Genomic DNA, 26268 nt, shown 5'->3' on the forward strand with positions numbered 1-26268 from the left:
TGGATGGCGCGTGGCGGCGGCCCACGGATTCAAGCCTGCGTTCGGGCACACCGAGCCTAAGCGAGGTGCCGAGTGTTGGGGCAAGAGCCTTTTGGTTACTTTTGGGCTCTTTCCAAAAGTGACCCGCTGTAAGAGCGGAACCCATAGCCGCCATTACCGCAGCAACGGATATGTACTCGCCCCAACCAAGAACCTGGTCGGCCCTAAGGCCGCCACGCAACCCCTCCCAACAATCGGAGCACACCCAATGGCCTTTACCCTGGAACTGGAAGAGTGGGTCGGCAGCGCCTGGCACCGCTTCATCACGCGCCGCGCCAGTGTGGCCTTCCCCGAAGCGCAGGTTCAATTGGCCGACCACCAGCGCAGCCTCGCCCTGCTGTTTCGCGCCCTCGGCGGTGCCGCCGGTATCACCCTGGAAGCCGCCGCCGAGCGCGATCTGCTGCTGCGGCGCAATGTGCTGATGCGCATCGCCGGCACCTGCAAGCAAGCACCGTTGGCCAGCTGTGACGGCAGTCGTCTGCGCCTGCCGGCGAGCCTCGCGGTGTTCCCCCAGGCCGCGCTGAACCGCGAACTCTATCGGTGGCTGGCGCTGCTGGCGGCGCAGTCGGGGCCGATGACACATTGGGCACGCGACAACCAGCGCTGGACCTGGCTGCTGTTGCAGCGTTACCCGGCACTGCGGCCCAGCTACCGGCGCCTGGTGGACGCGCACATTGCCCTGCGCCCTGAACCCGCCAGCTTGCCTCCCGACGAAGCGGCCGTGGAAAAAGCCTTGCGCAAGGCCCTGCGCGAGCCCGGCAGCGTGCGCCATGTGCCGCGCAGCGAGCGGGCCGCCTGGCCGTTGCCCCTGTGGTTGTACCCGCCCTTGCAACTGGACACGCCCCAGGGCGGCGCCCTGGATGACGACGGCGAAGACCTGGCGACCCCGCCAGGCCAACAAACCGGCGCCCCCAAGCGCGCCACGCGCCTGGACGACAACAGCCGCGACGGCGGCCTATTGGTGGTGCGCCTGGAAAACCTGTTCAGTTGGACCGAGCACATCGACCTTGATCGCTGGTCCGACGACAGCCAGGACCCGGACGCCGCACGCGTCGCCGAAGACCTCGACCAGTTGAGCCTGTCGCGCCAGCGCGTGCGCAAGAGTGGCGGCCTGAAACTGCACCTGGACCTGCCACCGGCCGACGTCGACGATATCCCTCTGGGCGAGGGCATCAAATTGCCCGAATGGGACTACCGTCAACAACGCCTGCAAGACGGCTTCGTCAACCTGCAACTGATGCAACCGCGCGACGCGCAACCCCAGCCGTTGCCGCAGCGTCTGGTTGCCCAGGCCCGGCGGCTGCGCCGGCAATTCCAGCACTTGCGCACTGACCGCCAGTGGCAACGCCAGCAACCCCAGGGCACGGAGCTCGACGTGCAAGCCTGGCTGGATTTTCATGTGCAGCGTCAGCACGGTGCCTGTGCCGAGCGCGGCCTGTTCATGGAGCAGCGCCACACCCACCGCGACCTGGCATGCCTGCTGCTGGCGGATCTGTCGATGTCCACCGATGCGCACTTGAACGATACGCAAAAGGTCATCGACGTGATTCGCGACAGCCTGCTGCTGTTCGCTGAAAGCCTGGCGGGGGCGGGGGATCGGTTTGCGCTGTACGGCTTCTCATCATTGCGCCGGCACCAGGTGCGCCTGCAGGCGCTCAAGGCATTCCAGCAACCTTACGATGATCAAATACGCGGGGCGATCCAAGGGCTGAAACCGGGTTATTACACCCGCATGGGCGCGGCGATTCGCCAGGCCACGAACCTGCTGGGCGCATGCCGGCAGCGGCGCAAATTGCTGTTGCTGCTCACCGACGGAAAACCCAATGACCTGGACCTGTACGAAGGCCGCTATGGCGTGGAAGACACCCGCCAGGCGGTGCTGGAGGCGCGGCGCCAAGGCTTGGTGCCGTTTTGCATCACCATCGACAAACAGGCCGGCGACTATGTGCCGTACATGTTCGGCGCCCACGGTTTTACCTTGATCCGCCAGCCCGAACAGTTACCGCAGCGCTTGCCGCAGCTGTACCGCCAACTCACCGAACGTCAGTAGAAACTGCGCGGCAGCCAGAAGAACATGGCGATGCAAAACAGCGTGAGGCCCAGGCAAAACCATTGGAAGCGACTCAGCCGCCGCGCCTGGGTGACGGCTTCGGAGGCGGGCAGGGGCATCGCGCAGCGTTCGCAGGTGTCGCGCTGCTCGGCATTGCGCTGTTGGCAATACAGGCACTTTTTCACTCAAATTGCTCCAGGCGCGGGCGGTCGAGTATGGCGATGTGGCGACCGTCCTGAGTGATGATCCGTTCGTCGATCAAGCGTCGGATAATCCGTGAGAACGTTTCCGGCTGGATCGACAAGTGCCCGGCGATCAATTGCTTGGCCATGGGCAACTCGAAGCGCGTCGCGTCGGCGTGCAGGTGCATCAGTTGGGTCAACAGGTAGCGCACCACGCGGTGGGTGGCATTTTTCAGCGACAGGGTTTCGATCTCATTGACCCGCTGATGCAGGCGCACGGACAACTTGGCCAGCAGGGCAAACGTGAGGCGGCTGTTGCTCTGCAGCAGGCGCATGTACGTGGCGTTGGACAGGCGATACAGCTGGGTGGGGCACACCGCTTCGGCACACGCCACGTAGTTGGGGGTGTCCATCAGCATCATCGCTTCGGCGAAGGTCTGGCGCTCGCCGATGACCTCGAACACTTTCTCCTGGCCGTCCGGGGTCAGACGGTAGATCTTCACCGCGCCGGCAATCACAAAATAGAACGCGTCGGCGGGCTCGCCCTGGCGAAACAACGGCTCGCCTTTGTCGACGCTGAGCAATTGGCTGCTGCTCATCAGCTCATTGAGTTGGGCCTCGTCCATGGGCTCGAACAGGTGATGGCTGCGCAGGATCTGGTGATGGACACGATGGAGCACCATCATTACCTCGGTACACAAGGGGGGAAGGGGCTCAAGGTTAATCCAGGGCGCCTTGGCGCAGCTTGATCTGCGACAAGGGCAACGCCCGCGCACCGGCGCAAAATTCGCGCAATGATGAGTGGAGGAGCCGTGGCATGCACGTACTGGATCGGCGCAAGGCAATGTCGATTACCCCGTTGTTTCGCTTGGCCTTCCGGCCATTTTTCCTCGGCGCGTGCCTGTTGGCGGCGCTGGCGATTCCCTTGTGGTTGCTGGCCCTGGGTGGCGCCACCGGCGGTTGGCAGCCGGCCGGCGGCTGGCTGGCGTGGCATCGGCATGAGTTGCTGTTTGGCTTTGGCGTGGCAACGATCGCCGGGTTCCTGCTCACGGCCGTGCAGACCTGGACCGGTCGCCCCGGCCTCAGCGGCGGGCCGTTGGCGGCGCTGGCCGGGCTGTGGCTGGCGGCGCGGCTGGGCTGGTTGCTGAACCTGCCATGGCCGTTGCTGGCGCTGCTGGAACTGAGTTTCCCGCTGGCCGTGGCCGGGGTGATGGGGTGGACACTGTGGCAGGTACGGCAGAAGCGTAACTACCCGATTGTGCTGGTGCTGGTGCTGCTGGCCGTGGCGGATGGGATTTCGCTGTACGGGCTGTTGCGTCAGGACGATGGCTGGCAGCGCCAGTCGGTGCTCACCGGGTTATGGCTGGTGGCGGCGATGATGGGCCTGATCGGCGGCCGCGTGATTCCGTTTTTTACCCAGCGCGGGCTGGGCCGGGTCGAGGCGGTAAAACCCTGGCCCTGGCTTGATCGCCTGTTATTGGGCGGCGCGATCCTGGTGGCGCTGGCCTATGCCGCAGGTCTGGCGGCTGCGCCCGGAGTGTGGCTTGGCGGCTTGTTCGCCGCCCTGGGCCTTGGCCATCTGTTGCGCCTGGCGCGTTGGCATGATCGTGGCCTGTGGCGCGTGCCGCTGCTGTGGTCGTTGCACCTGGCGTATGCCTGGCTGGCACTGGCGTGCCTGGGCATGGCGCTGTGGCACTTGGGGGCGCCGCTCAACCCGAGCCTGGCGGTGCATGCGCTGACCGTAGGCGCCATGGGCGGTTTGATCCTGGCGATGATCGCGCGGGTCAGCCTGGGCCACACCGGCCGGCCCTTGCAGCCGCCAAGCGGAATGACCCTGGCCTTTGTGCTGCTGAACCTGGCGTGTGTCTGCCGGGTGTTGATGGTGCCGGTGTGGCCGGTGGCGGCGTTGTGGTTGGCCGGCCTGTGCTGGTCCGTCGGCCTGGGGTTGTACCTGTGGCGTTATGGGCCGATGTTGTGGCAGGCGCGCGTCGACGGGCACCCCGGTTAGGAGAACCCCATGCTGTATTCGTGGCTGTTGATTGTGCATCTGCTGGCGGCCGTCGCCTTTATCGGCACGCTGTTTTTTGAAGTGGTGATTTGGCACAGCGCCCGGCAAGAACTGGCCTGGTCGGCGCAGTTCACCGCCGAGCAGGCAATTGCCCGGCGTTCACGCCAGGTACTGCATGGCGTGGTGGTGCTGCTGTACGGCGCGGGCATCGGTTTGGCCTGGCACTATTGGGGCATGCCGTGGACCGGACGTTTTGCGCTGCTGTTGAGCCTGAAAATCACCCTGGCCCTGAGCATCATCGGCCATTACGTGTTGCTGGCGTACTGGCTGACCCACCAACGCCTGAGCCCCCGGCGCGCGGTGTGGATCCGGCGCAGCATCCTGCTGCATATGGTGTTGATCGTGATCCTGGCCAAGTCGTTGTGGTAGCGGTTGTGCGGCGTCATGCCGCGCACGAATGTTGATCGCGATCAAGGGATAACGCAGCGGCAGTTCCCACACTGTGGCGAACTTTCTGGAGGACCGCGCCATGCCCCTGTCTCTTGCACAACTGCGCCGCAACTACACCCTGTATGGCTTGAGGGACGACCTGGTACAGGACGATCCCGTGGCACTGTTTGGCCAGTGGCTCGATCAGGCGCGCAAGACCGAAGTGCCCCCGGCCGAGGCCAACAGCATGGCCCTGGCCACGGTCGACCGTGACGGGCATGCCCATTGCCGCATCCTGTTGCTTAAGGGCTTTCGCGCTGACGGTTTTTTCTTCTTTGGCCATTATCAGAGCGCCAAGGGCCAGGAGCTGGCGAGCAATCCCCACGCCGCCATGACGTTTTTCTGGCCGGGGCTTGAGCGCCAGGTGCGCGTCGAAGGCCCGGTGGTACGGGCGGATGCGCAGCTGTCGGACGACTATTTCGACGCCCGTCCCGCCGCCAGCCAGTTGGGCGCCTGGGCCTCGCCGCAAAGCCAGCCGCTTGGCCATCGCAGCGAACTGGAAAGCCGCTTGCGCGAGGTCACCGAGCGTTTCGCCGGCCATCGCCCGCCACGGCCCGAGCATTGGGGTGGCTACTGCCTGCAACCGCGGCGCATCGAGTTCTGGCAAGGCCGCCCCGACCGCCTGCATGACCGTCTCGACTATCGCCTGCACGATGGCGCATGGCAGCGCACACGCCTCGCCCCCTAACGGCATACCTCCTCCGAGGAATAGGCCCTGCGCCCATTGCGGTGCAGGCTGACGACTACTTTTCTGACGTTTGGAGCCTCCATCATGGCCCATTTGAAACAACGGCATTTCGTCCCCCTGAACATCGCCGTACTGACCATCAGCGACACCCGCACCCTCGACACGGATACCTCCGGCCAGACCCTGGTGGACCGCTTGCTGGGCGCCGGGCATGTGTTGGTGGACCGTGGTTTGGTGACGGACGATATCTACCAGATCCGCGCGCAGGTCTCCCTGTGGATCGCCGACCCTGAGGTGCAAGTGGTGCTGATGACCGGCGGCACCGGCTTCACGGCGCGCGACAACACGCCTCAAGCGGTACTGGCGTTATTGGATAAACAGGTCGACGGCTTTGGCGAGCTGTTCCGCCAGGTGTCGCTGGCCGAGATCGGCATGTCGACCCTGCAATCGCGTGCCCTGGCCGGCATGAGCAACGGCGTGTTGGTGTGTTGCCTGCCCGGCTCGCCTGGCGCCTGTCGCACCGCGTGGGACCAGATCCTGCTCAGCCAACTGGACAGTCGCACCGGCCCGTGCAATTTCGTGCCGCACCTTAAACCGCAGGCCGCTCAAGTACTCGGCGTCTGCGAGGCGCGGTCATGAGCGTGTGCGACAGCGGCGACTTGCTGGCGGTGGACGCCGCCATCGAGCAGTTGCTGGCCCAGGCGCCGCCGCCACCGTCCACCGAAGTCATTGCGTTGGGCCAGGCCCTTGGCCGGGTGACCGCCGAAGAGGTGTTCTCGCCTCTGGACCTGCCGGGCTGGGACAACAGCGCCATGGACGGCTACGCCCTGCGTGCCTTTGATGTGCCGGAGCAGGGCGGTTACCTGATGCTGGCCGGGCGGATCGCCGCCGGTCACAGCAGCGATGTGCCGTTGCAAGCCGGGCAAACCGTGCGGATCTTTACCGGTGCGCCACTGCCGCCTGGTGCTGACAGTGTCGTGCCCCAAGAGCGTTGCCGTGTGTATGGCCAGCGCATCTGGTGCCCGCCGTTGCGCCTGGGTGAACACGTGCGCAAGCGTGGCGAAGAACTGCAACGCGGCCAGCGCGTGTTGAGTGCCGGAAGGCGTCTGCGCGCCCAGGAAATCGGCTTGTTGGCGGCGGCGGGCATCGGGCGGGTCAAGGTCTACCGGCCGCTGCGGGTGTGCCTGCTCAGCAGCGGCGATGAACTACGCGAACCTGGCCAGCCGCTGGCGCCGGGGCAGATTTACAACAGCAACCGTCACCTGGTCGCTGCGTTACTGCGCGGTTGGGGCGTGGAGGTGCATGACTACGGCGTGATGGCCGACGCCCTGGCGGCCAGCCGCGACGCCTTGGTGCTGGCGTCGTCCGAGTGCGACCTGCTGCTGACCACGGGCGGCGTGTCGGTGGGCGAGGAGGACCATCTCAAACAGGCGATTCAGGCATTGGGCAATGTGGATTTCTGGCGCCTGGCGATCCAGCCCGGCAAGCCCCTGGCCTTTGGCCGCGTGGCCGGCAAACCCTGGATCGGCCTGCCCGGCAACCCCACCGCCGCGCTGGTTACCGCGCTGGTGGTGGTGCGTCCGTTTTTGCTGCGCGCCCAAGGCGCGGAGCGGGTGCTGCCGGTGCCGGTCAACGTGATGGCCGGCTTTGAATGGCTTAAGCCCAACAAGCGTCGCCAATACCTGCGTGCCCGCTTGAAACCAGGCGTGGATGGGCAATTGCGCGCCATCCTTCACCCCCAGCAAAGCTCGGCGATGCTCACGGCGGCGTGTTGGGCCGATGGCCTGGTGATAATCGAGTGCGAGCAACAAGTGCTCAAGGGCGCGCCGGTCGCGTTCGTGTCGTTTGCCGATTTTGAATAAGGAGCTGTGATGCAACTGGTCTGCCCGGCAGGCAACCTGCCCGCCCTCAAAGCCGCTGTGCGCCAAGGTGCCGACGCGGTGTACGTGGGGTTTCGCGATGACACCAATGCCCGACATTTTGCCGGGTTGAACATGGACGACAAGCAGTTCGACGCCGCCGTCGCGCATATCCGCCAACACCAGCGCAAGCTCTACGTGGCGGTCAACACTTACCCGCAACCGAAGATCTGGCCGCGCTGGCAACGTGCGGTGGACCGCGCCGCCGACCATGGCGTGGATGCGCTGATCGCCGCCGACCCCGGCGTGCTCGGCTACGCGGCCGAGCGCCATCCGCAGATGGCGTTGCACCTGTCGGTGCAGGGTTCGGCCACCCATGCGGCGGCGCTCAAATTCTACGCCGAGCGCTACGGTATTCGCCGCGCGGTGTTGCCACGGGTGCTGTCGCTGGCGCAGGTCAAGCAAGTGGCGGCCAGCAGCACGGTGCCCATCGAAGTCTTCGGCTTTGGCAGCCTGTGCATCATGGCGGAAGGGCGTTGCCACCTGTCTTCTTACATCACCGGCGAGTCGCCCAACCTGTGCGGCGTATGCTCGCCGGCCAAGGCGGTGCGCTGGAGCGACGACGCCGAGGGCCTCAGCGCACGTCTGAGCGAAGTGCTGATCGACCGCTACACCCCCACCGAACCCGCCGGCTACCCGACCCTGTGCAAGGGCCGCTTCCTGGTTGGCGGCAAGCGCTTTCATGCCTTGGAAGAACCCACCAGCCTCGACACTCTGGACCTGTTGCCCGAGCTCAGTGCGATTGGCGTGGCAGCGATAAAAATCGAGGGCCGCCAACGCAGCCCGGCCTATGTGGAGCAAGTCACCCGCGTGTGGCGCGCGGCGCTCGACGCGTACCGCGGCGCCCCGGCCAACTTTGTGGTGCAGGAGCCGTGGCGACGCGCGCTCGCCGGGCTTTCCGAAGGCAGCCAGACCACTCTGGGGGCTTACCACCGTGCATGGCAATGAGGAAAAATCGATGAAACTCAGCCTCGGACCGGTGCTGTTTTATTGGGATAAGGACCACCTGGGGCGCTTTTATGCCGACATGGCCGGCTTGCCCCTGGACGTGATCTACCTGGGCGAAACCGTGTGCTCCAAGCGCCGTGCGTTTTCCCTGGACCATTGGCTGGGCCTGGGCCGTGAGCTGCAGGCGTGCAGCTCGGCGCAAATCGTGCTGTCGAGCCTGACCCTGATCGAAGCCGCCTCGGAACTCTCCAGCCTGCGCCGCCTGTGCGACAACGGCCAATTGTTGGTGGAGGCCAACGACATGGGCGCGGTGCAATTGCTGATCGAACGCAACCTGCCCTTTGTCGGTGGCCCGGCGCTCAACCTCTACAACGGCCACGCCCTGGTGCAACTGCTCGATGCCGGCATGCAGCGCTGGGTGCCGCCGGTGGAATGTTCCCAAGGCCTGATCGCCGATGTGCTGGCGCAAGTGCGCGAACTGGGCCGGCCGTTGCCCGAGGTGGAAATCTTCGCCTACGGCCATCTACCCCTGGCCTACTCGGCGCGCTGCTTTACCGCCCGTGCCGAAAACCGCCCCAAGGACGATTGCCAGTTCTGCTGCCTCAACTACCCCGACGGCATGGCCCTGACCAGTCAGGAGGGGCAGCCGTTGTTTACCCTGAACGGCATACAGACCCTGTCCGCCGACGTCACCAACTTGCTGGCTGATTATCCCGCGTTGGTGCATTGCGGCGCCGACCTGCTGCGCCTGAGCCCGCGGGCCGAAGGCATGATCGAGGTGGTACGCGCCTTCGACCAGGTGCGCCAGGGCGCTACGCCGCCATTGTTTGTCGAAGGCTGCAACGGCTACTGGCATGGCCAGGCCGGCATGCTGCGGGTCGAGGAGGTGGGGCTGTGCTAAGTCGCAAACAATGGCTGCTCAAGGGGGCGGACCGCGTGTTGCCGCTGATCCGCCGTGTGCCGTTCGGCATGCAGCGGCTGGCCTTGCAACAGGCCCTCAACCGCTGCCTGGCCGAGCCGTTGCGCGAGGGCGGCTTCGACCTGCTACGTGGGCGCTGGCTGTGTTTACGCATTCCGGACCTGGGGTTGTGCTGGTACCTGACCCTCGGGCGTGACGGGCTGCGCATCGCGCAACAGGCTGAGGCGCAGGTGACTATCCGTGGCAACTGGCGCGAGTTTTTGTTGCTGGCCAGCCGGCAGGAGGATCCGGATACGTTGTTTTTTCGGCGACGCTTGGTGATCGAAGGCGACACGGAGCTGGGGCTGGGGTTGAAGAACCTGATTGATAGTCTGGACCCCGACGTGCTGCCCGGCTGGCTGTGGCGGGGGTTGGAAAGGGCTGGGCGAGGCGTGGCGGTTTGATCGGCTGGGTAGACGCTGCGTTGCAGGGCATAATCGGCCCGATCACCCAATGCCGCGCCACGAACCTGACAAGGAAGCCCCGATGATTGATCCCCAAGTCCTACACCAACTGGCCCCCAATGGCGTGCTGCGTGCCGCCATCAATTTCGGTAACCCGGTACTCGCCCAACGCGGTCCACATGGCGAGCCCCAGGGCGTCAGCGTGGTGCTCGCCAATGCACTGGCCGAGGCGCTGGGTGTCACGCTGGAATTGATCACCTTCGAGGCGGCGGGCAAGGTCTTCGCCGCGTTGGCCGATGATGTGTGGCGCGTGGCGTTCCTCGCCATCGAGCCGGTGCGTGAACGGGAGATCGCCTTCAGCACGCCGTACGTAGCGATCAAGGGAACCTGCCTGGTGCCGGCCAATTCGCCGCTGACCCACGCTGCGCAGTTGGACGCACCGGGCACGCGTATCGCCGTGGGCCAGGGGGCCGCCTACGATTTGTACCTGAGCCGTACGCTGCAACACGCCGAACTGGTGCGTGCGCCGACGTCCGCGGCTGCGGTGGACTGGTTTATCGAACAGCGCCTGGAGGCGGCAGCCGGTGTGCGGGATTTCTTGCGTACCCGGGTTTCGGAGCAATGGCGCCTGCTGGAGGATGACTTCATGACCATCCGCCAAGCCATGGCGGTACCGGTGGCTCATGCGGCGGCTGCCGCGTTCGTCAATTCCTTTGTCGAACGGCAGAAAGCCAACGGTGAGGTGAAACGAGGGTTGCTGGGCAGCGGGCAGAGCGCTGAACTACAGGCGTCGTAGAAAGGATTTGACGATGTGCCGGGTGGCGTCGGTGGTGTCCAGTTGCTCCAGGGCGTTATAGGCATGCCACTGGCAGTCGACGATTTCGTTGCAAGGCCGCGCTTCGTCGATATTGATTACCGAGGCTTCAAACACATGGTGCAGCGTGTCGCGCGCCTTCAGCTCTTGCAAGTACAGCAACCCGTCAACGTTCAGCCCGGTTTCTTCTTCCAACTCGCGCTCGGCGGCGCCCACCGGGCGTTCGTCGCGTTCGACCTTGCCGCCGGGCAAGGCCCATTTCGATCTGGCCTTGCGCACGAAGAGGATATGCCCCTCGTTTTCGCAAATAACCGTTGCCCTGATTTTCATCGTCTGTGCCCCCGCAGCGGGATGAGTGTCACAAAAGTGTAATGCAATTGTCATGCTAAGTGGTTATGGCGCGCGGGCGCCTGTATGTGGATACTGCCCGACGGACCAAAACGCACGAGGAAAACTGATGAGCACCGTACGCTGGGGCATGATCGGCTGTGGCAGTGTCACTGAGGTAAAGAGTGGACCCGCTTTCTACAAAGCGCCAGGTTCGGCCCTGGTAGCGGTGATGGGGCGCCGTGAGGCCGCAGTGCGCGATTATGCTGCACGCCATGGCATTGCCCGTTTCTATACCGACGCTCAGGCACTGATCAACGACCCTCAAGTGGACGCGGTGTACATCGCCACGCCGCCTGACAGCCACCTGGAATACAGCTTGATGGTGGCGGCCGCCGGCAAACATTGCTGCGTCGAGAAGCCGATGGCGCTGAATGCCGAACAGAGCGCATTGATGCAACGCACCTTTGAGCGCGCCGGCCTGCACCTGTTTGTGTCTTACTATCGCCGCTCGCTTCCACGTTTCCAGCAAGTGCGCGAGTGGCTGCGCAAAGGGCGCATCGGCGAGTTGCGCCACCTCACCTGGACCTTATGCAAACCGCCGGCTGCCGAGGATGCCAGCGCCGCCAACTGGCGCACCGACCCGCTGATTGCCGGGGGTGGCTACTTTGCCGACCTGGCCAGCCATGGCTTTGACCTGTTCCAGTACCTGGCCGGAGACATCATTGAAGTCTCGGGCTTTACCGCGCGCCAGGCCGGACGCTATGCCGCCGAAGACGCGGTGACGGCGTGCTGGACGTTCAGCTCCGGCGCGTTGGGCATGGGCTGCTGGAACTTTGTCGCGGATCGCCGTGAGGATTGGGTCGAGTTGGTCGGCAGTCGCGGGCGTATCCGCTTTTCGGTGTTCGAAGACCAACCGCTGCACCTGGAAGGCGAGACCCACGAAGTGCTGGAAGTGCCATGCCACGCCCATATCCAGTGGCACCATGTGGTGGCCATGAACGCGCATATTCGCGGTGAAGCCGAGCATCCGTCGCTGGCGATCGAAGCGCTGAAGACCGACCGGATCCTGGACAAGGTGCTGCAACGTAACCCCTATTTGCCTGGGTAGTCGTGGTTGGCTGGTTTTTTTTCAAGGAATTGGACGGATGAAATATTGGATCGCGTTGTGGCTCGTAGTTGCCACCAGCGCAATGGCTGCCCCGCGCAACCAGGGTGCGCCTGGGGAGTTTGATTTTTATGTGTTGTCGTTGTCATGGTCGCCGACGTTCTGCCTGACGCACCCCGACAACGAACAGTGTTCAGGCAAGGGTTACGGTTTCGTACTGCACGGGTTATGGCCGCAATACGCACGGGGCGGGTGGCCGGCCTCCTGTGATTCGCAGTCGCGCTTGTCGGGTGAGGCGATAGACAAGGGCGCCACGCTGTTCCCCACGCGTTCGCTGCTCAAGCACGAATGGGCCAAGCACGGCACCTGCAGTGGGCTTGAACCGCTGGCGTACCTGGAAAAAACCGACGCGGCACTGGGGGCGGTGGTCATTCCGCCACAATTGCAGCCATTCAATACACCGCCTGCGTTGCCGGCCCGTGAGATCGAGGCGCTGTTTCGCCAGAGCAACCCGCGTATGGGCAACCATGGGCTGGCGGTGATTTGCAAAGGCAAGGTGTTGTCGGAAGTGCGGGTGTGTCTGACCAAGGACCTGGCCTTTGCTGGGTGCCCGCGCAGTGTGAAAACCCAATGCCGTGAGGGTGATATCCGCATTCCTGCGCAGCGTTAGGGCAGCATCGCCAGGCGATAGTGCTCATTAAAATCTTTGGCCAATTGCGCCAGTGTCATTGTGTTCAGGTGCTTCAACAGGGTGAGTTAGGCGAAGTGGGGTGGGGGCGTCGGTGGTCGATCAATGGCGGCGGATCAGCCTTGGTCTGAGTACATATCCGTTGCTGCGGTCGCGGCGGCTATGGGTTCCGCCCTTACGGCGGGTCACTTTTGGAAAAGAGCCCCAAAAGTAACCAAAAGGGCTCTTGCCCCAACACTCGGCACCTCGCTTAGGCTCGGTGTGCCCTCACTCCGGCTTGAATACGTGGGCCGCCGCCACGCGCCATCCATGGCGCGGGGCGGCTAACCCGGCGTCCTGCCGGGTTACCCACGGATTCAAGCCTGCGTTCGGCCAGCGTGTTTAACGGGGCGCCTAAGATCAAAAGCAAAAGCAAAAGCCAGATCAAAAGATTGCTGACTTCGTCAGCAGTTAAGGAAGTAGAAGCTGCACCGCGTACGCCTCAACGGTCAGGTCGGCTCTAAGGCCGCCTCGCTTTGTTTTTGATCTGGAGCGCCCCGTTAACCACGCTGGCCGGAATTCGACAGTGATTTGGGGGGTAAACCGGCAGGGATGCCGGTTTAGCCGCCCCGCGCCATGGATGGCGCGTGGCGGCGGCCCCCCAAATCACTGTCGGATTACGGGCACACCGAGCCTAGGCGAGGTGCCGAGTGGTGGGGCGAAGCGTTTTTGGTTACTTTTGGCGCTTTTCCAAAAGTGACCCGCTGTAAGAGCGGAACCCCATAGCCGCCGTTACCGCAGCAACGGATATGTACTCACCCCAACCCAAGTACATGGTCGGCCCTAAAGCCGCCACGCAAACAAGCTCTCTCGCTCGAAAAACGCCCCGTACTCCGTCGACAGACTCGTCAACCTAACCCAGGGCAATTTTGTTCAATACCCTTCCAGCCTAGCCCTATACCGTGGTGACCTCTTTACGCTCCTCATAAAAAAAGGTAACCCCAATGAGCTTGATCATCTCCATGGCCGCCTTCGCACTGGCCACCTCCATCACCCCGGGACCGGTCAATGTGGTGGCGCTGAGTTCCGGCGCCCGCTTCGGTTTTGTCGCCAGCCAAAAACACGTATTCGGCGCCGCCGTCGGCTTTACCCTGCTGCTGGTGTTGATCGGCCTGGGCCTGCATGAAGTGCTGGTGCGCTGGCCCCTCCTGACCCAATTGATCCAGTGGGGCGGGGTCGCCTTTTTGCTGTACATGGCCTGGAAACTGGCCGCGGACAATGGCCAGTTGGATGCCGATGGCAGCGCCACCGCGCCGTCGATGCTCTATGGCGCGATCATGCAGTGGCTCAACCCCAAGGCGTGGCTGGCGTGTGTGGCGGGGATGGGCTTGTTTGTCGCCGATGGCGATGCGGCACAAGTCTGGTTGTTTGCTGGCCTCTACCTGGTGATCTGCTACTGGTCGGTGGCGTGCTGGGCCTACGCCGGGACCTTTCTGCGTCGTTACCTGAGCAACCCGAAGGGCGTGCGGTTGTTCAACCGTTCAATGGCCGCGTTGCTGGTGGCCAGTGTGGGGTATTTGCTGATGGCTTGAGCCGGTCGCGATATTGCCCCGGCGTGGCGGCGACGTGTTGTTTGAAGGTGCGCTGGAAGTGCGCCTGGTCGGCAAAGCCGGCGGCCAGCGCCACCTCGGCGATCAACTCGCCCTGGCGCAGTTGGCTGCGGGCAAACTGGATACGCTGGTTCACCAGGAAAGCATGGGGTGTAAGCCCGTAATACTGTTTGAAGGCGCGGATCAGGTAAGACGGCGACAGCTCGGCCGCCAGGCAGATGTCCTCCAGTTTCAGCGCCTGAGTGCAGTGCTCGCGGATGTAACAGGCGGCCCGCTCCAGCTTGTGGTTGACCTCCCGCACGGGCGCAGGCGACGGGTTCAGACGCTCCTGGAGCTCGCTGAAATAACTCACCAGCGCGCTCTGTTTTTGCAGGAGTTCAGCCTGCTCATCCACCAGCATCCGATAGAGCTCCAGCAAGCCGTTGTACAACAGCGGGTCGCGGGTATGGGGGGTGTTGAACGGGCGGTAGCCCTGCTCGGTGCTGAAACCCAGTTGGTATTGCAGGTCGGTCAGCCAGGCCGTGTCGAGATAGAGCATGTGGTAGGACCAATGCTCGTTTTCGATGGGGTTGCAGGCATGCACATCGCCTGGGTTCATCAATACCAGCGTGCCGGCGCTGATCTCGAACGTCTGGGTGCCATGGTGGTAATAGCTGCGCCCCCGAGTGATTGCCCCGATGGAAAAATGCTCATGGGCATGCCGGGTGTAAGTCACGTTGCGCCCGTCGGCAATGGTCCGTGCTTCGACAAAAGCCAGCGCAGGGTCACGCCAGAAAAGCGGTGCGGTGGCGGCGGTCATGAGCGGGGCGTCCAGGCGATGAGCGGACAGCCAGCCTTATATAAAAACCGTGATTGTTCAAGTATCAGTCGGGCTCGAGCGCTGCGTTGCGCAGGTAATCGGCCCAGGGGTCACTGCCGCTGACCGCTTCTTGCAGGGTGAGCGGTTGCTTGGCTTTTGCTTGTAAGGCCAGGCTGTCGAGCAACATATGCTGCTCCAAGATGACATTCGCCAGGGCATGGGAGCGCGGGGAGTCAAAGGTCCGTGGCACGCGTCGCCCTGCGGCATCCAGGGGTGGCGGGTCGGCGATTTCACCCAGTTCGTGGCCAAGGTTGTCGATCAACAGATCGGTTATCGCTGAAGTCTGCGCCCATTCGGCCGGCTCGGAGCCGAATGCATAGGCTGGCCAGTCGAAGCGCATCCACGGTTGGTTGGTGACGGTGTCGACGGCGTGCAGGAGTTGTGTGTAGTCGAGGTCGGCTCGTTTGCGGATCAATAGGCGTCTGGGGAAGAACTCATAGAAGGCGCTGTCGCTGTAATACGAGACGTACACCAGCACGCCATATCGGCCCACAGTGGAGGGATCGCCGGGCCCCGAGCCGCGCATTTTCAAGCGGAAAAACTGCACGTAACCGTATTCCAGCGCTTCACGCCAACGCAGGGGCAGGTGAGACATGCCCTGACAGAGGTATTCCCTGTAAGCGGCTTTCAACTGTTCGAGTTTCTGATTGAACGCGTTGGAAAACAGCGTATTGATCTGCCCCAACAAATGAAACCGCTTGGCCATTTCCCGGTATTTGATAGCCCTGTCCGAGGAGTGCCAGTGTTTGGAGGTGGCATCCAGTTCGCCGGCCATAACCGACATGCTGTCGATAGCGGTACAGCTCTTTAAACGAACGCGCGGTGGGCAGCACGACAGGCGTCGCCGGAGCTGGCCATTGGCGCAGGCGTTTGACCAGCGCGCGGATCTGCATCTGGCTGCGCGGGCGCTTGATGGCGTAGGCCTGCAATGCACTCAACACGCTGAGGCTTTGATCGGCGTAGATGTCGAGCGCCAGGTGTTCGCCGAGCAGCGCCAGCCGCGACCAGCGCGTATCGGAGGCGACAGGCATGAGGGTTTTGCGCCGGTATGCGTAGTCGGGCGCCATGACATAGATGACCTTCAGTTGATGGTCGAAATACCCGGTTGCCGGTGTGTTTGAAGACTCGGGGTCGTTTTCATCCATAAGCGTCTGCACCAGCTGCGCGCCTTGCTTGAGACGTCCCACGCCAGGGCGAGGGGCTGAAAGTCATCCATGAGGGGGTTCCGTGTTGAGGAAACCCCGATGATCCCGCGAGATGCCGGTGCGTCAGTAGCAGGTGGTTCCTGCAATGGCGTGGCTTGTGTCAGTCAACTCGGCAGGAGGCAGCCAGGGCCAGGCTCCTCCCGCCGTTTCATCCGGTGGGTGCCAGAAACGCCGCCTCCAGCAATTGCCGCGTATACGCATGCTGTGGGTCAGCAAAAATGGTCCGCGCGTCGCCTTGCTCCACCACCTGCCCATGCTTGACCACCATCAACTGGTGACTCAGCGCCTTCACCACCGCCAGATCGTGGCTGATAAACAGATAGGTCAGGTTGTACTTGACCTGCAGGCTGCGCAGCAATTCGACCACCTGGCGTTGTACCGTGCGGTCCAGCGCCGAGGTGGGCTCGTCGAGCAGGATCAGGCGCGGCTTGAGCACCAACGCGCGGGCGATGGCGATGCGCTGGCGCTGGCCGCCGGAAAATTCATGCGGGTAACGGTGCCGGGATTGCGGGTCCAGGCCCACTTCCTTGAGCGCGGCAATGATCGCCGCTTCCTGTTCGGCCGGGGTGCCCATCTGGTGAATGCGCAGGCCCTCGCCGACGATCTCGCTGACGCACATGCGCGGGCTGAGGCTGCCGAACGGGTCCTGGAACACCACCTGCATTTCCCGGCGCAGGGGGCGTACCTGTTGCTGGGTCAGGCGGTCCAGTTGCTGACCTTCGAAGCGGATCCCGCCTTTACTGCCGATCAGGCGCAAGATCGCCAGGCCCAGAGTAGATTTGCCCGAGCCACTCTCGCCGACGATGCCCAGGGTCTGCCCCTGGGGCAGGCTGAAGTTGATGCCGTCCACCGCCTTGACGTAGTCGACGGTACTGCGCAAAAAGCCCTTCTTGATCGGGAACCAGACTTTCAGGTCATCGACCTCCAGCACCGGCGGCCCGATCTGGGTATCGGCTGGGCCGCCGCTGGGTTCGGCCGCCAGCAGTTCCTGGGTGTAAGGGTGTTGCGGCGACTGGAACAACGTCTCGCAGTCGGCCTGCTCGACGATGCAGCCCTGTTGCATCACGCACACTCGATGGGCAACGCGCCGTACCAGGTTCAAGTCATGACTGATCAGCAGCAACGCCATGCCCAGCCGCGCCTGCAACTCCTTGAGCAGCTCCAGGATCTTCAGTTGTACGGTCACGTCGAGGGCGGTGGTCGGCTCGTCGGCGATCAGCAGCTCCGGCTCGTTGGCCAGCGCCATGGCAATCATCACTCGCTGGCGCTGGCCACCGGAAAGCTCATGGGGCAGGGCCTTGAGACGTTTGTGCGGTTCGGGAATACCCACCAGTTCCAGCAGTTCCAGGGTGCGCAGGGTCGCGACTTTGCCGGTGAGCCCCTTATGCAGGCCGAGCACTTCGTTGATCTGCTTTTCGATGGAGTGCAGCGGGTTCAGCGAGGTCATCGGCTCCTGGAAGATCATCGCGATGCGGTTACCGCGAATATGCCGCAGGGTCTTTTCCTTGAGCGTCAGCAGGTCTTGCCCAGCGTATGAGAGGGTGCCGCTGGGGTGGCGGGCCAGCGGGTAGGGCAGCAGGCGCAGGATCGAATGCGCGGTCACCGACTTGCCCGAGCCGCTTTCGCCGACCAGGGCCAGGGTTTCGCCGCGCTTGATATCGAAGCTGACGTTATTGACGACCCGGTGGACGTGCTCGCCGGTGACGAACTCGACGCTGAGGTCGCGGATTTCGATCAGATTGTCCTGATTCATCTCATTTCCTCGGGTCGAACGCATCGCGAGCGGACTCGCCGATAAACACCAGCAAACTCAACATGATCGCCAGTACGGCAAAGGCACTCATGCCCAGCCACGGCGCTTGCAGGTTGGATTTGCCCTGAGCCACCAGTTCGCCCAGTGACGGTGAACCGGCGGGCAAGCCAAAGCCTAAGAAGTCCAGGGCGGTGAGGGTGCCGATGGCGCCGGTGAGAATGAACGGCATGAAGGTCATGGTCGAGACCATGGCGTTGGGCAGGATATGGCGGAACATGATCGCGCCGTTCTGCATGCCCAGCGCCCGTGCCGCGCGCACGTATTCCAGGTTGCGCCCGCGCAGGAACTCGGCGCGCACCACGTCCACCAGGCTCATCCATGAGAACAGCAGCATGATCCCCAGCAGCCACCAGAAGTTGGGCTGCACAAAACTGGCGAGGATGATCAGCAGGTACAACACCGGCAAGCCGGACCAGATCTCCAGGAAGCGCTGCCCGGCGAGGTCGACCCAGCCGCCGTAAAAGCCCTGCAAGGCCCCGGCGATCACGCCGATGATCGAGCTGAGCACGGTCAAGGTCAGGGCAAACAACACCGACACGCGAAAGCCGTAGATGACCCGAGCCAGCACGTCGCGGCCTTGGTCATCGGTGCCCAGAAGGTTCACCGAAGAAGGTGGCGCCGGGGCCGGCACGCGCAAGTCGTAGTTGATGCTCTGGTAGCTGAACGGGATCGGCGCCCACAGGGTCCAGGCGTCCTTGGCCTTGAGCAGTTCGCGGATATACGGGCTCTTATAGTTGGCCTCCAACGGGAATTCGCCGCCGAAAGTGGTCTCTGGGTAGCGCTTGAGCGCCGGGAAATACCAGCCGCCGTCGTAGTGCACCACCAGCGGTTTGTCGTTGGCGATCAGCTCCGCGCCCAGGCTAAGTACGAACAGCGTCAGGAACAGCCACAGCGACCACCAGCCACGCTTGTTGGCTTTGAAACGTTCGAAGCGGCGGCGATTGAGGGGGGACAGGTTCATCTCAATGCTCCCGGCTGGCGAAGTCGATGCGCGGATCGACCAGGGTGTAGGTGAGGTCGCCGATCAGTTTCACGATCAACCCCAGCAGGGTGAAGATAAACAGCGTGCCGAACACCACCGGGTAGTCGCGGTTGATCGCCGCTTCAAAGCTCATCAGGCCCAGGCCGTCGAGGGAAAAGATCACTTCCACCAGCAAGGAACCGGTGAAGAAAATACCGATAAAGGCCGAGGGGAAACCGGCGATCACCAGCAGCATCGCGTTACGGAATACATGGCCGTACAGCACGCGGTGGTTGGTCAGGCCTTTGGCCTTGGCAGTGACCACGTACTGCTTGTTGATCTCGTCGAGAAAGCTGTTTTTGGTGAGCAACGTCATGGTTGCGAAATTGCCGATCACCAGCGCCGTGATGGGCAAGGCCAGGTGCCAGAAGTAGTCGAGGATCTTGGCGCCCCAACTCAGTTCGTCGAAGTTGTTGGACGTGAGCCCGCGCAGCGGGAACCAGTCGAAGTAACTGCCGCCGGCAAACACCACGATCAGCAGGATAGCGAACAGGAACGCCGGGATCGCATAGCCGACGATGATCGCCGAACTGGTCCACACATCGAAATGGCTGCCATGGCGCGTGGCCTTGGCGATGCCCAGGGGGATCGACACCAGGTACATGATCAGCGTGCTCCATAACCCGAGGGAGATGGACACCGGCATCTTTTCCTTGATCAGGTCGATCACCTTGGCGTCACGAAAGAAGCTGTCGCCAAAATCCAGCCGGGCGTAATTCTTGACCATGATCCATAAACGTTCCGGCGCCGATTTGTCGAAGCCGTACATTTTTTCGATTTCCTTGATCAGCGCCGGGTCCAGGCCCTGGGCGCCGCGGTAGCTGGAACCGGCCACCGCCACTTCGGCACCGCCTCCGGCGATGCGGCTGGTGGCGCCGTCAAAGCCTTCGAGCTTGGCGATCATCTGTTCCACCGGCCCGCCGGGGGCGGCCTGGATGATCACAAAGTTGATCAACAGGATCCCGAACAGCGTAGGGATGATCAGCAACAGGCGGCGAATAATATAGGCCAGCATTTAATCGCCTCCGCTCGCCGTGTCGGCGCTCGTCTGGGGTTCTGGGGCCACTGCGGGGGGCACGTCGGGCTTGCTCCACCACGTGGAGATGCCAACGTCGTACAGCGGTGACACTTTTGGATGACCGAGGTTGTTCCAATAGGCCACGCGGAAGGTCTTGATGTGCCAGTTGGGGATCACGTAGTAGCCAAATTGCAGCACGCGGTCCAGAGACTTGGCGTGGGCAATCAGGCTGGCGCGGGTGTCGGAATCGATCAATTGTTCCACCAGTTGATCGACGGCCGGGTCTTTGAGGCCCATGTAATTGCGGCTGCCGGGTTTGTCGGCGCTGGTGGATGTCCAGAATTCGCGCTGTTCGTTACCCGGCGACGAAGACTGCGGAAAGCTGCCCACGAGCATGTCGAAATCCCGCGACCGCAGGCGTGTGACGAATTGCGACACGTCCACCCGGCGGATCACCAGGTCGATGCCCAGGTCCGCCAGGTTGCGCTTGAACGGCAGCAGGATGCGCTCGAACTCGGTCTGGGCCAGCAGGAACTCGATGGTGACCGGTTTGCCGGTGGTGTCGACCATCTTGTCATCGACGATCTTCCAGCCGGCCTCTTGCAACAACTGGTACGCCTCGCGCTGCTGGGCGCGGATCATGCCGCTGCCGTCGGTCTTGGCCGGTTCGAACGCTTCGGTGAACACCTGCGGCGGGATTTTGTCGCGCAGCGGTTCGAGAATCTTCAGCTCGTCGGGGCCGGGCAAGCCCGTGGCGGCCATGTCCGAGTTTTCAAAATAGCTGCGAGTGCGAGTGTAGGCGCCGTTGAACAGCTGCTTGTTGCTCCATTCGAAGTCCAGCAACAGGCTGATGGCCTTGCGCACGCGCACATCCTGGAACATTGGCTTGCGCATGTTGAACACGAAGCCCTGCATGCCGGTGGGGTTGCCGTTGGGGATCTCTTCCTTGATCAGGCGGCCCTGCGTCACGGCGGGCACGTTGTAGGCATTCGCCCAGTTCTTCGCGCTGAATTCCGCCCAGTAATCGAACTGCCCGGCCTTGAGCGCTTCCAGGGCCACGGTCGCATCGCGATAGTAGTCGGTGATGCGCTGGTCGAAGTTGTACAGGCCTTTATTGATTGGCAGGTCTTTGCCCCAGTAATCCTTGACCCGTTCGTAGCGCACCGAGCGCCCGGCATGGACCTGCGCCACTTTATAAGGGCCGCTGCCGAGGGGGAACTCCAGGTTGCCCTTGGTGAAGTCGCGCGTGGCCCACCAATGTTTGGGCAGTACCGGCAGTTGGCCGAGGATCAGCGGCAATTCGCGGTTGTTGGTGCGCTTGAACTTGAACAGCACACGCAACGGGTCCTCGGCGACCACTTCGTCGACATCGGCGTAATAGGTGCGGTACAGCGGGGTGCCATCTTTGATCAAGGTCTGGAAGCTGAACACCACGTCGTCGGCGCGTATGGGGTGGCCGTCATGGAAGCGCGCCTCGGGGCGCAGGTAAAAGCGCACCCAGCTGTTGTCCGGGGCTTTTTCGATTTTGCCGGCCACCAGGCCGTATTCGGTGAAGGGTTCATCCAGGCTCTGGGTGGCCAGGGTGTCGTAGATCAGGCTGATATTGTCGGCAGGCACGCCTTTGCTGATAAACGGGTTGAAGCTGTCGAAGCCGGCCAGGCTCGATTCGCGAAACGTACCGCCCTTGGGGGCGTCTGGGTTGACGTAATCGGTGTGCTTGAAATTGGCCGGGTATTTGGGCGGTTCGTTGTATAGGGTCAGCGCATGCTGCGGGGCCGCTTGGGCCGCGCCGCACAGCAAGAGGGTGCTGATCAGAGCGTTGCGCACATACATCATTGGGCTTTCTCCGAAGCTTTCAGCCACCACGCGCTCAGGCCCAGGCTGTAGGGCGGCGTGGTGACAAAGGCGAACCGGTTGCGGTACGCCAGGCGATGATAGTTGAGGTACCAATTGGGAATGCTGTAGTGCTGCCACAGCAGCACCCGGTCCAGGGCGCGCCCGGCGGCCAGTTGTTCTTCGCGGGTCTGCGCCGCCAGCAGTTGTTCCAGCAGGTGATCGACGATGGGGTTGGCGATGCCTGCGTAGTTCTTGCTGCCTTTGATCGCGGCCTGGCTGGAGTGGAAGTACTGCCACTGCTCAAGGCCGGGGCTCAAGGTTTGGTTGAGGGTGATCAGGATCATGTCGAAGTCGAACTGATCCAGGCGTTGTTTGTACTGCGCACGGTCGACGGTGCGCAAGCGCGCATCGATGCCGATGCTGATCAGGTTCTCGACGTAGGGCTGCAGGATGCGCTCCAGGTTCGGGTTGACCAGTAATATTTCGAAGCGCAGCGGCTGGCCTTCTTTATTGACCAGGCGCTGGCCCGACAGCTTCCAGCCTGCGTCGCCCAGTAGGGCCAGGGCACGGCGCATGGTTTCGCGAGGAATGCCGCGCCCATCGGTCTGGGGCAGGCTGAACGGCTGGGTGAACAGGTTGGCCGGCAGTTGCTCGCGGTAGGGCGAGAGCATCAGCCATTCATGGCCCACCGGCACGCCAGTCGCCGAGAACTCGCTGTTGGGGTAGTAGCTCAACGTGCGTTTGTAGGCATTGCTGAACAGGGTGCGGTTGGTCCACTCGAAGTCGAACATCATGCCCAGGGCTTCGCGCACCTGGGTCTGGCTGAAGGTGGGCCGCCGGGTGTTCATGAACAGGCCCTGGCTCTGGGTGGGGATCTGGTGCGCGATCTGCGCCTTGATCACTTCGCCACGGTTGACCGCAGGGAAGTTGTAGCCGTTGGCCCAGTTTTTGGCCTGGTGCTCAATGTAAATGTCGAACTCACCGGCCTTGAAGGCTTCGAAGGCCACGTCGCTGTCGCGGTAGAACTCGACTTCGACCTTGTCGTAATTGTAGAAGCCCTGGTTGACTGGCAGGTCCTTGCCCCAATAATCCTTGACCCGTTCGAACACCAGCTGCCGGCCGGGGGTGACTTTGCTGATGCGGTACGGCCCGCTGCCCAGCGGTGGCTCAAAGGTGGTGGCCTTGAAGTCGCGGTTTTTCCAGTAGTGCTGGGGTAGTACCGGCAACTCGCCCAGGCGCAGGATCAGCAGCGGGTTGCCGGCGCGCTTGAACACAAAGCGGATACGGTGACGGTTGAGCACATCCACCCGCGCCACTTCCTGAAGGTTGGTGCGGTACTGCGGATGGCCTTCGGTGAGCAAGGTGCGATAGGAAAATGCCACGTCATCGGCGGTGATCGGCTTGCCGTCGTGAAAGCGTGCTTGCGGGCGCAGGTTGAACACCACCCAACTGCGGTCTTCGCTGTATTCCACCGACTGCGCGATCAGCCCGTAACTGGACGTCGGCTCATCGCCCGAGGGCGCGTATTGGCCGGTGCCGACCATCAGCGGTTCGTTCAGCTCATTCACGCCGTATTGCAGGAAATTGGGCGTGGAAACCGGGCTGGAGCCCTTGAATGTGTAAGGGTTGAGCGTATCGAAGGTGCCAAATGCCATGACCCGCAAAGTCCCGCCTTTCGGCGCCGCAGGGTTAACCCAATCGAAGTGGGTGAATTTGGCCGGGTACTTGAGCACGCCGAACTGCGTATAACCGTGGCTCTCGGTAATCGTCGCGTTCGCGCAAAAGCTCAAGGCCAGACTTATTAGTAGAAGGAGGGGACGCTTCAAGTCAGAGATCCGATCCAGGCGGCTTGGGCTTTGTGATCGGTACAGTAACAGCTTGTTCCGGTTGGAAAAAGCCGGTGGGACGATGTAGGTCCAATGTGGGAGGGGCTTGCTCCCGATAGCAGTTTGTCAGTCACCAGATTCGCTGGCTGATACACCGCTATCGGGGTGCCCCCTCCCACATTAGCTCGCCAGTGTTCTCGAAGTCTTAGCGCGGCCCGGAAACCACCAGCATCTGGCCCGGCTTCAATGCCTGGCCGGTACGCGGGTTCCAACGCTTGAGATGTTGCATCTCGACGTTGAAGCGCTTGGCGACGATGTACAGTGAATCGCCTTTCTTGACCTTGTACTGCACCGGTTTCTTGCTGCTGGCCGCGGCGCGGCGCGTGTCCTGCATCACCAGGGTCTGGCCGACCTTGAGTGCCTGGCCGTTGAGCTGGTTCCAGCGTTGCAGGTCATGCACGTCGACCTTGTTGGCCTTGGCGATCAGCGTGAGGTTGTCGCCGTTGCGCACTTTGTAGCTACGGGTACGCCCGGCCACACGTGCGTTCTCGACTTCGTCGAACACCTGTTTTTTCGGGCGCATGGCCAGCAATTCTTCCGGCTTCATCGTCGACAGCGTGCTGGTGAGCAATTGTGCCTTGGAACTGGGTACCAACAGATGCTGCGGGCCATCCAGGGTGGTGCGTTGTTTCAGGGCCGGGTTGAGCTGGAACAGTTCGTCCTCATCGATTTCCGCCAGCGCGGCGACCCTGGACAAGTCCATGCTTTGCTTGACTTCAACCACTTCGAAGTACGGCGTGTTGGCAATCGGGTTCAGGTTGACGCCGTAGGCCTCGGGCGCCAACACCACTTGGGACAGCGCCAGGAACTTGGGCACGTAGTCCTTGGTTTCCTGGGGCAGGGGCAGGTTCCAGTAGTCGGTAGGCAGGCCGAGCTTTTCGTTGCGCTCGATGGCCCGGCTCACCGTACCCTCGCCAGCGTTATAGGCAGCCAGCGCCAGTAGCCAGTCACCGTTGAACATATCGTGCAGACGGGTCAGGTAGTCCAGGGCGGCGGTGGTGGAGGCGGTGATATCGCGGCGGCCGTCGTAGGCGCGGGTCTGGCGCAGGTTGAAGTAGCGCCCGGTGGACGGGATGAACTGCCACAGGCCGACCGCATCGCTGCGCGAATAGGCCATTGGGTTGTAGGCACTTTCGATCACCGGCAGCAGTGCCAGCTCCAGGGGCATGTTGCGTTCTTCAAGGCGTTCGACGATGTAATGGATGTAGAGACTGCCGCGTTCCCCTGCGTTTTCCAGGAACGACGGGTTGCTGGCGAACCACAGGCGCTGTTGCTCGATGCGTGGGTTGACGCCGAGGTTGTCCTGCAATTGAAAACCCCGGCGCATGCGTTCCCAGACATCCTGGGGCACTTCGGGGGTAGGCTTCTCTGAGAGCCAGATGGGTTTTTGCTTGATCTTGGCGGCAAGATTCGGTTTGGGTTGCACGGTGGATTGTGCGGCGAAATTTGTCGATTGGCAGCCCGCCAGCGTTGCGCAGACGCCCACCGCCACAGCTTGAGCCAGGCGGGTCAATGCGTCTGAATGGTTGGATTTACGAATAGATGACGACATTGGCTGGAAGTAAGTTCCGGGCAAAAATGTCGGGCGATTCTAGAAAGCGCTTCGGTTCCGGTCAACCATTCAGAAATTACGTATCAGATTGCGTCCCGTTAGAACGTATCTTTCCATGCCCTCAAGCTAGCAAACACCTCGGCCCCAGCGCGGTTGTCGCGCCCATTCCGTTCGTCCGCTTTTTGTTTAACAGATGTTTCGGTGGTACGTAAAAAGGGGTTGGTGCGCAATTCCAGGGCCAGTGTGGAGGGCAGCGTCATTTCGCCGCGAGCCCTTAATTGGCGCACGTTTTCGACGCGCTCGGCGATATCGGCATTGTGCGGTTCCACCGCTTGGGCAAACTTGAGGTTACTTTGTGTGTATTCGTGGGTGCAGTACACCAACGTGTCGGCGGGCAGCGCGGCCAGACGCTCAAGGGAGGTGTGCATCTGCTGCGGCGTGCCCTCGAACAGGCGGCCGCAGCCGGCGGCGAACAGGGTGTCGCCGCAAAACAGCACGCCCTGGTGATAGAAGGCGATATGACCGAGGGTGTGTCCGGGCACGCTATATACGTCGAAGTTCCAGCCGAGCACCGAGAGGCGATCGTTGTCCTGCAGGGCGACGTCCCGCGCCGGGATCTGTTCGTTGGCCGGGCCGTAGACCGTGGCGCCGGAGGCCTTTTTCAGCTGTTCGACACCGCCGACGTGGTCATGGTGGTGGTGAGTGATCAGGATGTCGCTGAGAGCCCACTCGGGGTTTTGTTTCAGCCAGGCAAGCACCGGCGCGGCATCGCCGGGGTCGACCACGGCGCAGCGTTGGGTGGCAGGGTTGCGTAACAACCAGATGTAGTTATCGGTGAAGGCGGGCAGGGCACTGATCTGTATCATT

At 62.6% G+C, this 26268-nt stretch carries 26 protein-coding genes; 13 read left to right on the forward strand and 13 right to left on the reverse strand.

Features of this window, described 5'->3' with window-relative positions; genetic code table 11:
- The first annotated feature begins 247 nt into the window (after positions 1–247).
- Positions 248–2089: a nitric oxide reductase activation protein NorD gene (locus tag AB4O23_RS16180; RefSeq protein ID WP_065878835.1), complete on the forward strand. Its 1842-nt coding sequence runs from the start codon at positions 248–250 to the stop codon at positions 2087–2089.
- Here the strand turns inward: AB4O23_RS16180 and AB4O23_RS16185 are convergent.
- Together AB4O23_RS16185 and AB4O23_RS16190 are read right to left on the reverse strand one after the other, a co-directional pair.
- Positions 2083–2274 carry a hypothetical protein gene (locus tag AB4O23_RS16185; protein WP_017530698.1) on the reverse strand — a complete coding sequence of 64 codons (192 nt, stop codon included), beginning with the start codon at positions 2272–2274 and terminating at the stop codon, positions 2083–2085. The two genes, AB4O23_RS16180 and AB4O23_RS16185, sit on opposite strands and share 7 nt — an antisense overlap.
- Positions 2271–2954: a Crp/Fnr family transcriptional regulator gene (locus AB4O23_RS16190; protein ID WP_065879140.1), complete on the reverse strand. Its 684-nt coding sequence runs from the start codon at positions 2952–2954 to the stop codon at positions 2271–2273. Before AB4O23_RS16190 ends, AB4O23_RS16185 begins: the two co-directional genes overlap by 4 nt.
- Before the next feature lie 134 nt (positions 2955–3088).
- On the opposite strand from AB4O23_RS16190, the gene AB4O23_RS16195 reads away from it, so the two are divergent.
- From AB4O23_RS16195 to AB4O23_RS16235, 9 genes are all read left to right on the forward strand, one after another.
- The gene (locus AB4O23_RS16195; protein ID WP_065878837.1) at positions 3089–4279 is read left to right on the forward strand and encodes an NnrS family protein; all 1191 of its coding nucleotides are present in this window, start codon (positions 3089–3091) and stop codon (positions 4277–4279) included.
- Between the two features lie 9 nt (positions 4280–4288).
- Positions 4289–4708, forward strand: coding sequence for a hypothetical protein (locus AB4O23_RS16200; RefSeq protein WP_068937263.1), 420 nt, complete (start codon positions 4289–4291; stop codon positions 4706–4708).
- 100 nt (positions 4709–4808) lie between these two features.
- Positions 4809–5456: a pyridoxamine 5'-phosphate oxidase gene (pdxH, locus tag AB4O23_RS16205; protein WP_017530694.1), complete on the forward strand. Its 648-nt coding sequence runs from the start codon at positions 4809–4811 to the stop codon at positions 5454–5456.
- 84 nt (positions 5457–5540) lie between these two features.
- The gene (gene moaB, locus AB4O23_RS16210; RefSeq protein WP_017530693.1) at positions 5541–6095 is read left to right on the forward strand and encodes a molybdenum cofactor biosynthesis protein B; all 555 of its coding nucleotides are present in this window, start codon (positions 5541–5543) and stop codon (positions 6093–6095) included.
- Positions 6092–7318, forward strand: coding sequence for a molybdopterin molybdotransferase MoeA (locus AB4O23_RS16215; RefSeq protein WP_017530692.1), 1227 nt, complete (start codon positions 6092–6094; stop codon positions 7316–7318). Before moaB ends, AB4O23_RS16215 begins: the two co-directional genes overlap by 4 nt.
- Positions 7319–7327: 9 nt before the next feature.
- Positions 7328–8323, forward strand: a complete 996-nt coding sequence (gene ubiU / locus AB4O23_RS16220; protein WP_017530691.1) for a ubiquinone anaerobic biosynthesis protein UbiU — start codon at positions 7328–7330, stop codon at positions 8321–8323.
- 10 nt (positions 8324–8333) lie between these two features.
- The gene (locus tag AB4O23_RS16225; protein ID WP_017530690.1) at positions 8334–9224 is read left to right on the forward strand and encodes a U32 family peptidase; all 891 of its coding nucleotides are present in this window, start codon (positions 8334–8336) and stop codon (positions 9222–9224) included.
- A complete protein-coding gene (ubiT, locus tag AB4O23_RS16230) occupies positions 9218–9685 on the forward strand; it encodes a ubiquinone anaerobic biosynthesis accessory factor UbiT (RefSeq protein ID WP_017530689.1) in 468 nt (155 codons plus the stop codon). Before AB4O23_RS16225 ends, ubiT begins: the two co-directional genes overlap by 7 nt.
- 82 nt (positions 9686–9767) lie before the next feature.
- Positions 9768–10481 carry a transporter substrate-binding domain-containing protein gene (locus AB4O23_RS16235; RefSeq protein ID WP_017530688.1) on the forward strand — a complete coding sequence of 238 codons (714 nt, stop codon included), beginning with the start codon at positions 9768–9770 and terminating at the stop codon, positions 10479–10481.
- Here AB4O23_RS16235 and AB4O23_RS16240 read toward each other — a convergent pair.
- Entirely contained in the window at positions 10467–10829 is a 363-nt protein-coding gene (locus AB4O23_RS16240) for an NUDIX hydrolase (protein ID WP_017530687.1), read from the reverse strand. The two genes, AB4O23_RS16235 and AB4O23_RS16240, sit on opposite strands and share 15 nt — an antisense overlap.
- A gap of 127 nt (positions 10830–10956) precedes the next feature.
- Here AB4O23_RS16240 and AB4O23_RS16245 point away from each other — a divergent pair, with 127 nt between their 5' ends.
- From AB4O23_RS16245 to AB4O23_RS16255, 3 genes are all read left to right on the forward strand, one after another.
- Entirely contained in the window at positions 10957–11937 is a 981-nt protein-coding gene (locus AB4O23_RS16245; protein ID WP_017530686.1) for a Gfo/Idh/MocA family protein, read from the forward strand.
- A 37-nt stretch (positions 11938–11974) separates the two neighbouring features.
- Positions 11975–12604, forward strand: a complete 630-nt coding sequence (locus AB4O23_RS16250; protein WP_017530685.1) for a ribonuclease T2 family protein — start codon at positions 11975–11977, stop codon at positions 12602–12604.
- A gap of 1001 nt (positions 12605–13605) precedes the next feature.
- Positions 13606–14193: a LysE family translocator gene (locus AB4O23_RS16255; protein ID WP_017528584.1), complete on the forward strand. Its 588-nt coding sequence runs from the start codon at positions 13606–13608 to the stop codon at positions 14191–14193.
- Here the strand turns inward: AB4O23_RS16255 and AB4O23_RS16260 are convergent.
- From AB4O23_RS16260 to gloB, 10 genes are all read right to left on the reverse strand, one after another.
- Positions 14135–15010, reverse strand: a complete 876-nt coding sequence (locus tag AB4O23_RS16260; RefSeq protein WP_065878841.1) for an AraC family transcriptional regulator — start codon at positions 15008–15010, stop codon at positions 14135–14137. The genes AB4O23_RS16255 and AB4O23_RS16260 overlap by 59 nt on opposite strands.
- A gap of 64 nt (positions 15011–15074) precedes the next feature.
- Entirely contained in the window at positions 15075–15665 is a 591-nt protein-coding gene (locus tag AB4O23_RS16265) for a hypothetical protein (protein ID WP_157788671.1), read from the reverse strand.
- Positions 15637–16215, reverse strand: coding sequence for a hypothetical protein (locus AB4O23_RS16270; protein WP_135196823.1), 579 nt, complete (start codon positions 16213–16215; stop codon positions 15637–15639). The genes AB4O23_RS16265 and AB4O23_RS16270 overlap by 29 nt, the downstream gene beginning before the upstream one ends.
- A 208-nt stretch (positions 16216–16423) precedes the next feature.
- A complete protein-coding gene (locus AB4O23_RS16275; protein ID WP_017528581.1) occupies positions 16424–18028 on the reverse strand; it encodes an ABC transporter ATP-binding protein in 1605 nt (534 codons plus the stop codon).
- A gap of 1 nt (position 18029) precedes the next feature.
- Complete coding sequence (locus AB4O23_RS16280; RefSeq protein ID WP_065878847.1) at positions 18030–19049, reverse strand: ABC transporter permease; 1020 nt, start codon at positions 19047–19049, stop codon at positions 18030–18032.
- A 1-nt stretch (position 19050) separates the two neighbouring features.
- Positions 19051–20124: a microcin C ABC transporter permease YejB gene (locus tag AB4O23_RS16285; protein WP_017528579.1), complete on the reverse strand. Its 1074-nt coding sequence runs from the start codon at positions 20122–20124 to the stop codon at positions 19051–19053.
- Positions 20125–21963 carry an extracellular solute-binding protein gene (locus AB4O23_RS16290; RefSeq protein ID WP_065878849.1) on the reverse strand — a complete coding sequence of 613 codons (1839 nt, stop codon included), beginning with the start codon at positions 21961–21963 and terminating at the stop codon, positions 20125–20127. It abuts the gene before it with no gap.
- A complete protein-coding gene (locus tag AB4O23_RS16295) occupies positions 21960–23789 on the reverse strand; it encodes an extracellular solute-binding protein (RefSeq protein WP_068937267.1) in 1830 nt (609 codons plus the stop codon). The genes AB4O23_RS16290 and AB4O23_RS16295 overlap by 4 nt, the downstream gene beginning before the upstream one ends.
- A gap of 205 nt (positions 23790–23994) precedes the next feature.
- The gene (locus tag AB4O23_RS16300) at positions 23995–25401 is read right to left on the reverse strand and encodes a lytic transglycosylase domain-containing protein (protein ID WP_017528576.1); all 1407 of its coding nucleotides are present in this window, start codon (positions 25399–25401) and stop codon (positions 23995–23997) included.
- Positions 25402–25499: 98 nt separating this feature from the next.
- The gene (gene gloB / locus AB4O23_RS16305) at positions 25500–26267 is read right to left on the reverse strand and encodes a hydroxyacylglutathione hydrolase (protein ID WP_017528575.1); all 768 of its coding nucleotides are present in this window, start codon (positions 26265–26267) and stop codon (positions 25500–25502) included.
- Position 26268 lies beyond the last annotated feature (1 nt).

The sequence above is a fragment of the Pseudomonas sp. H2_A10 genome (genome assembly GCF_054680085.1).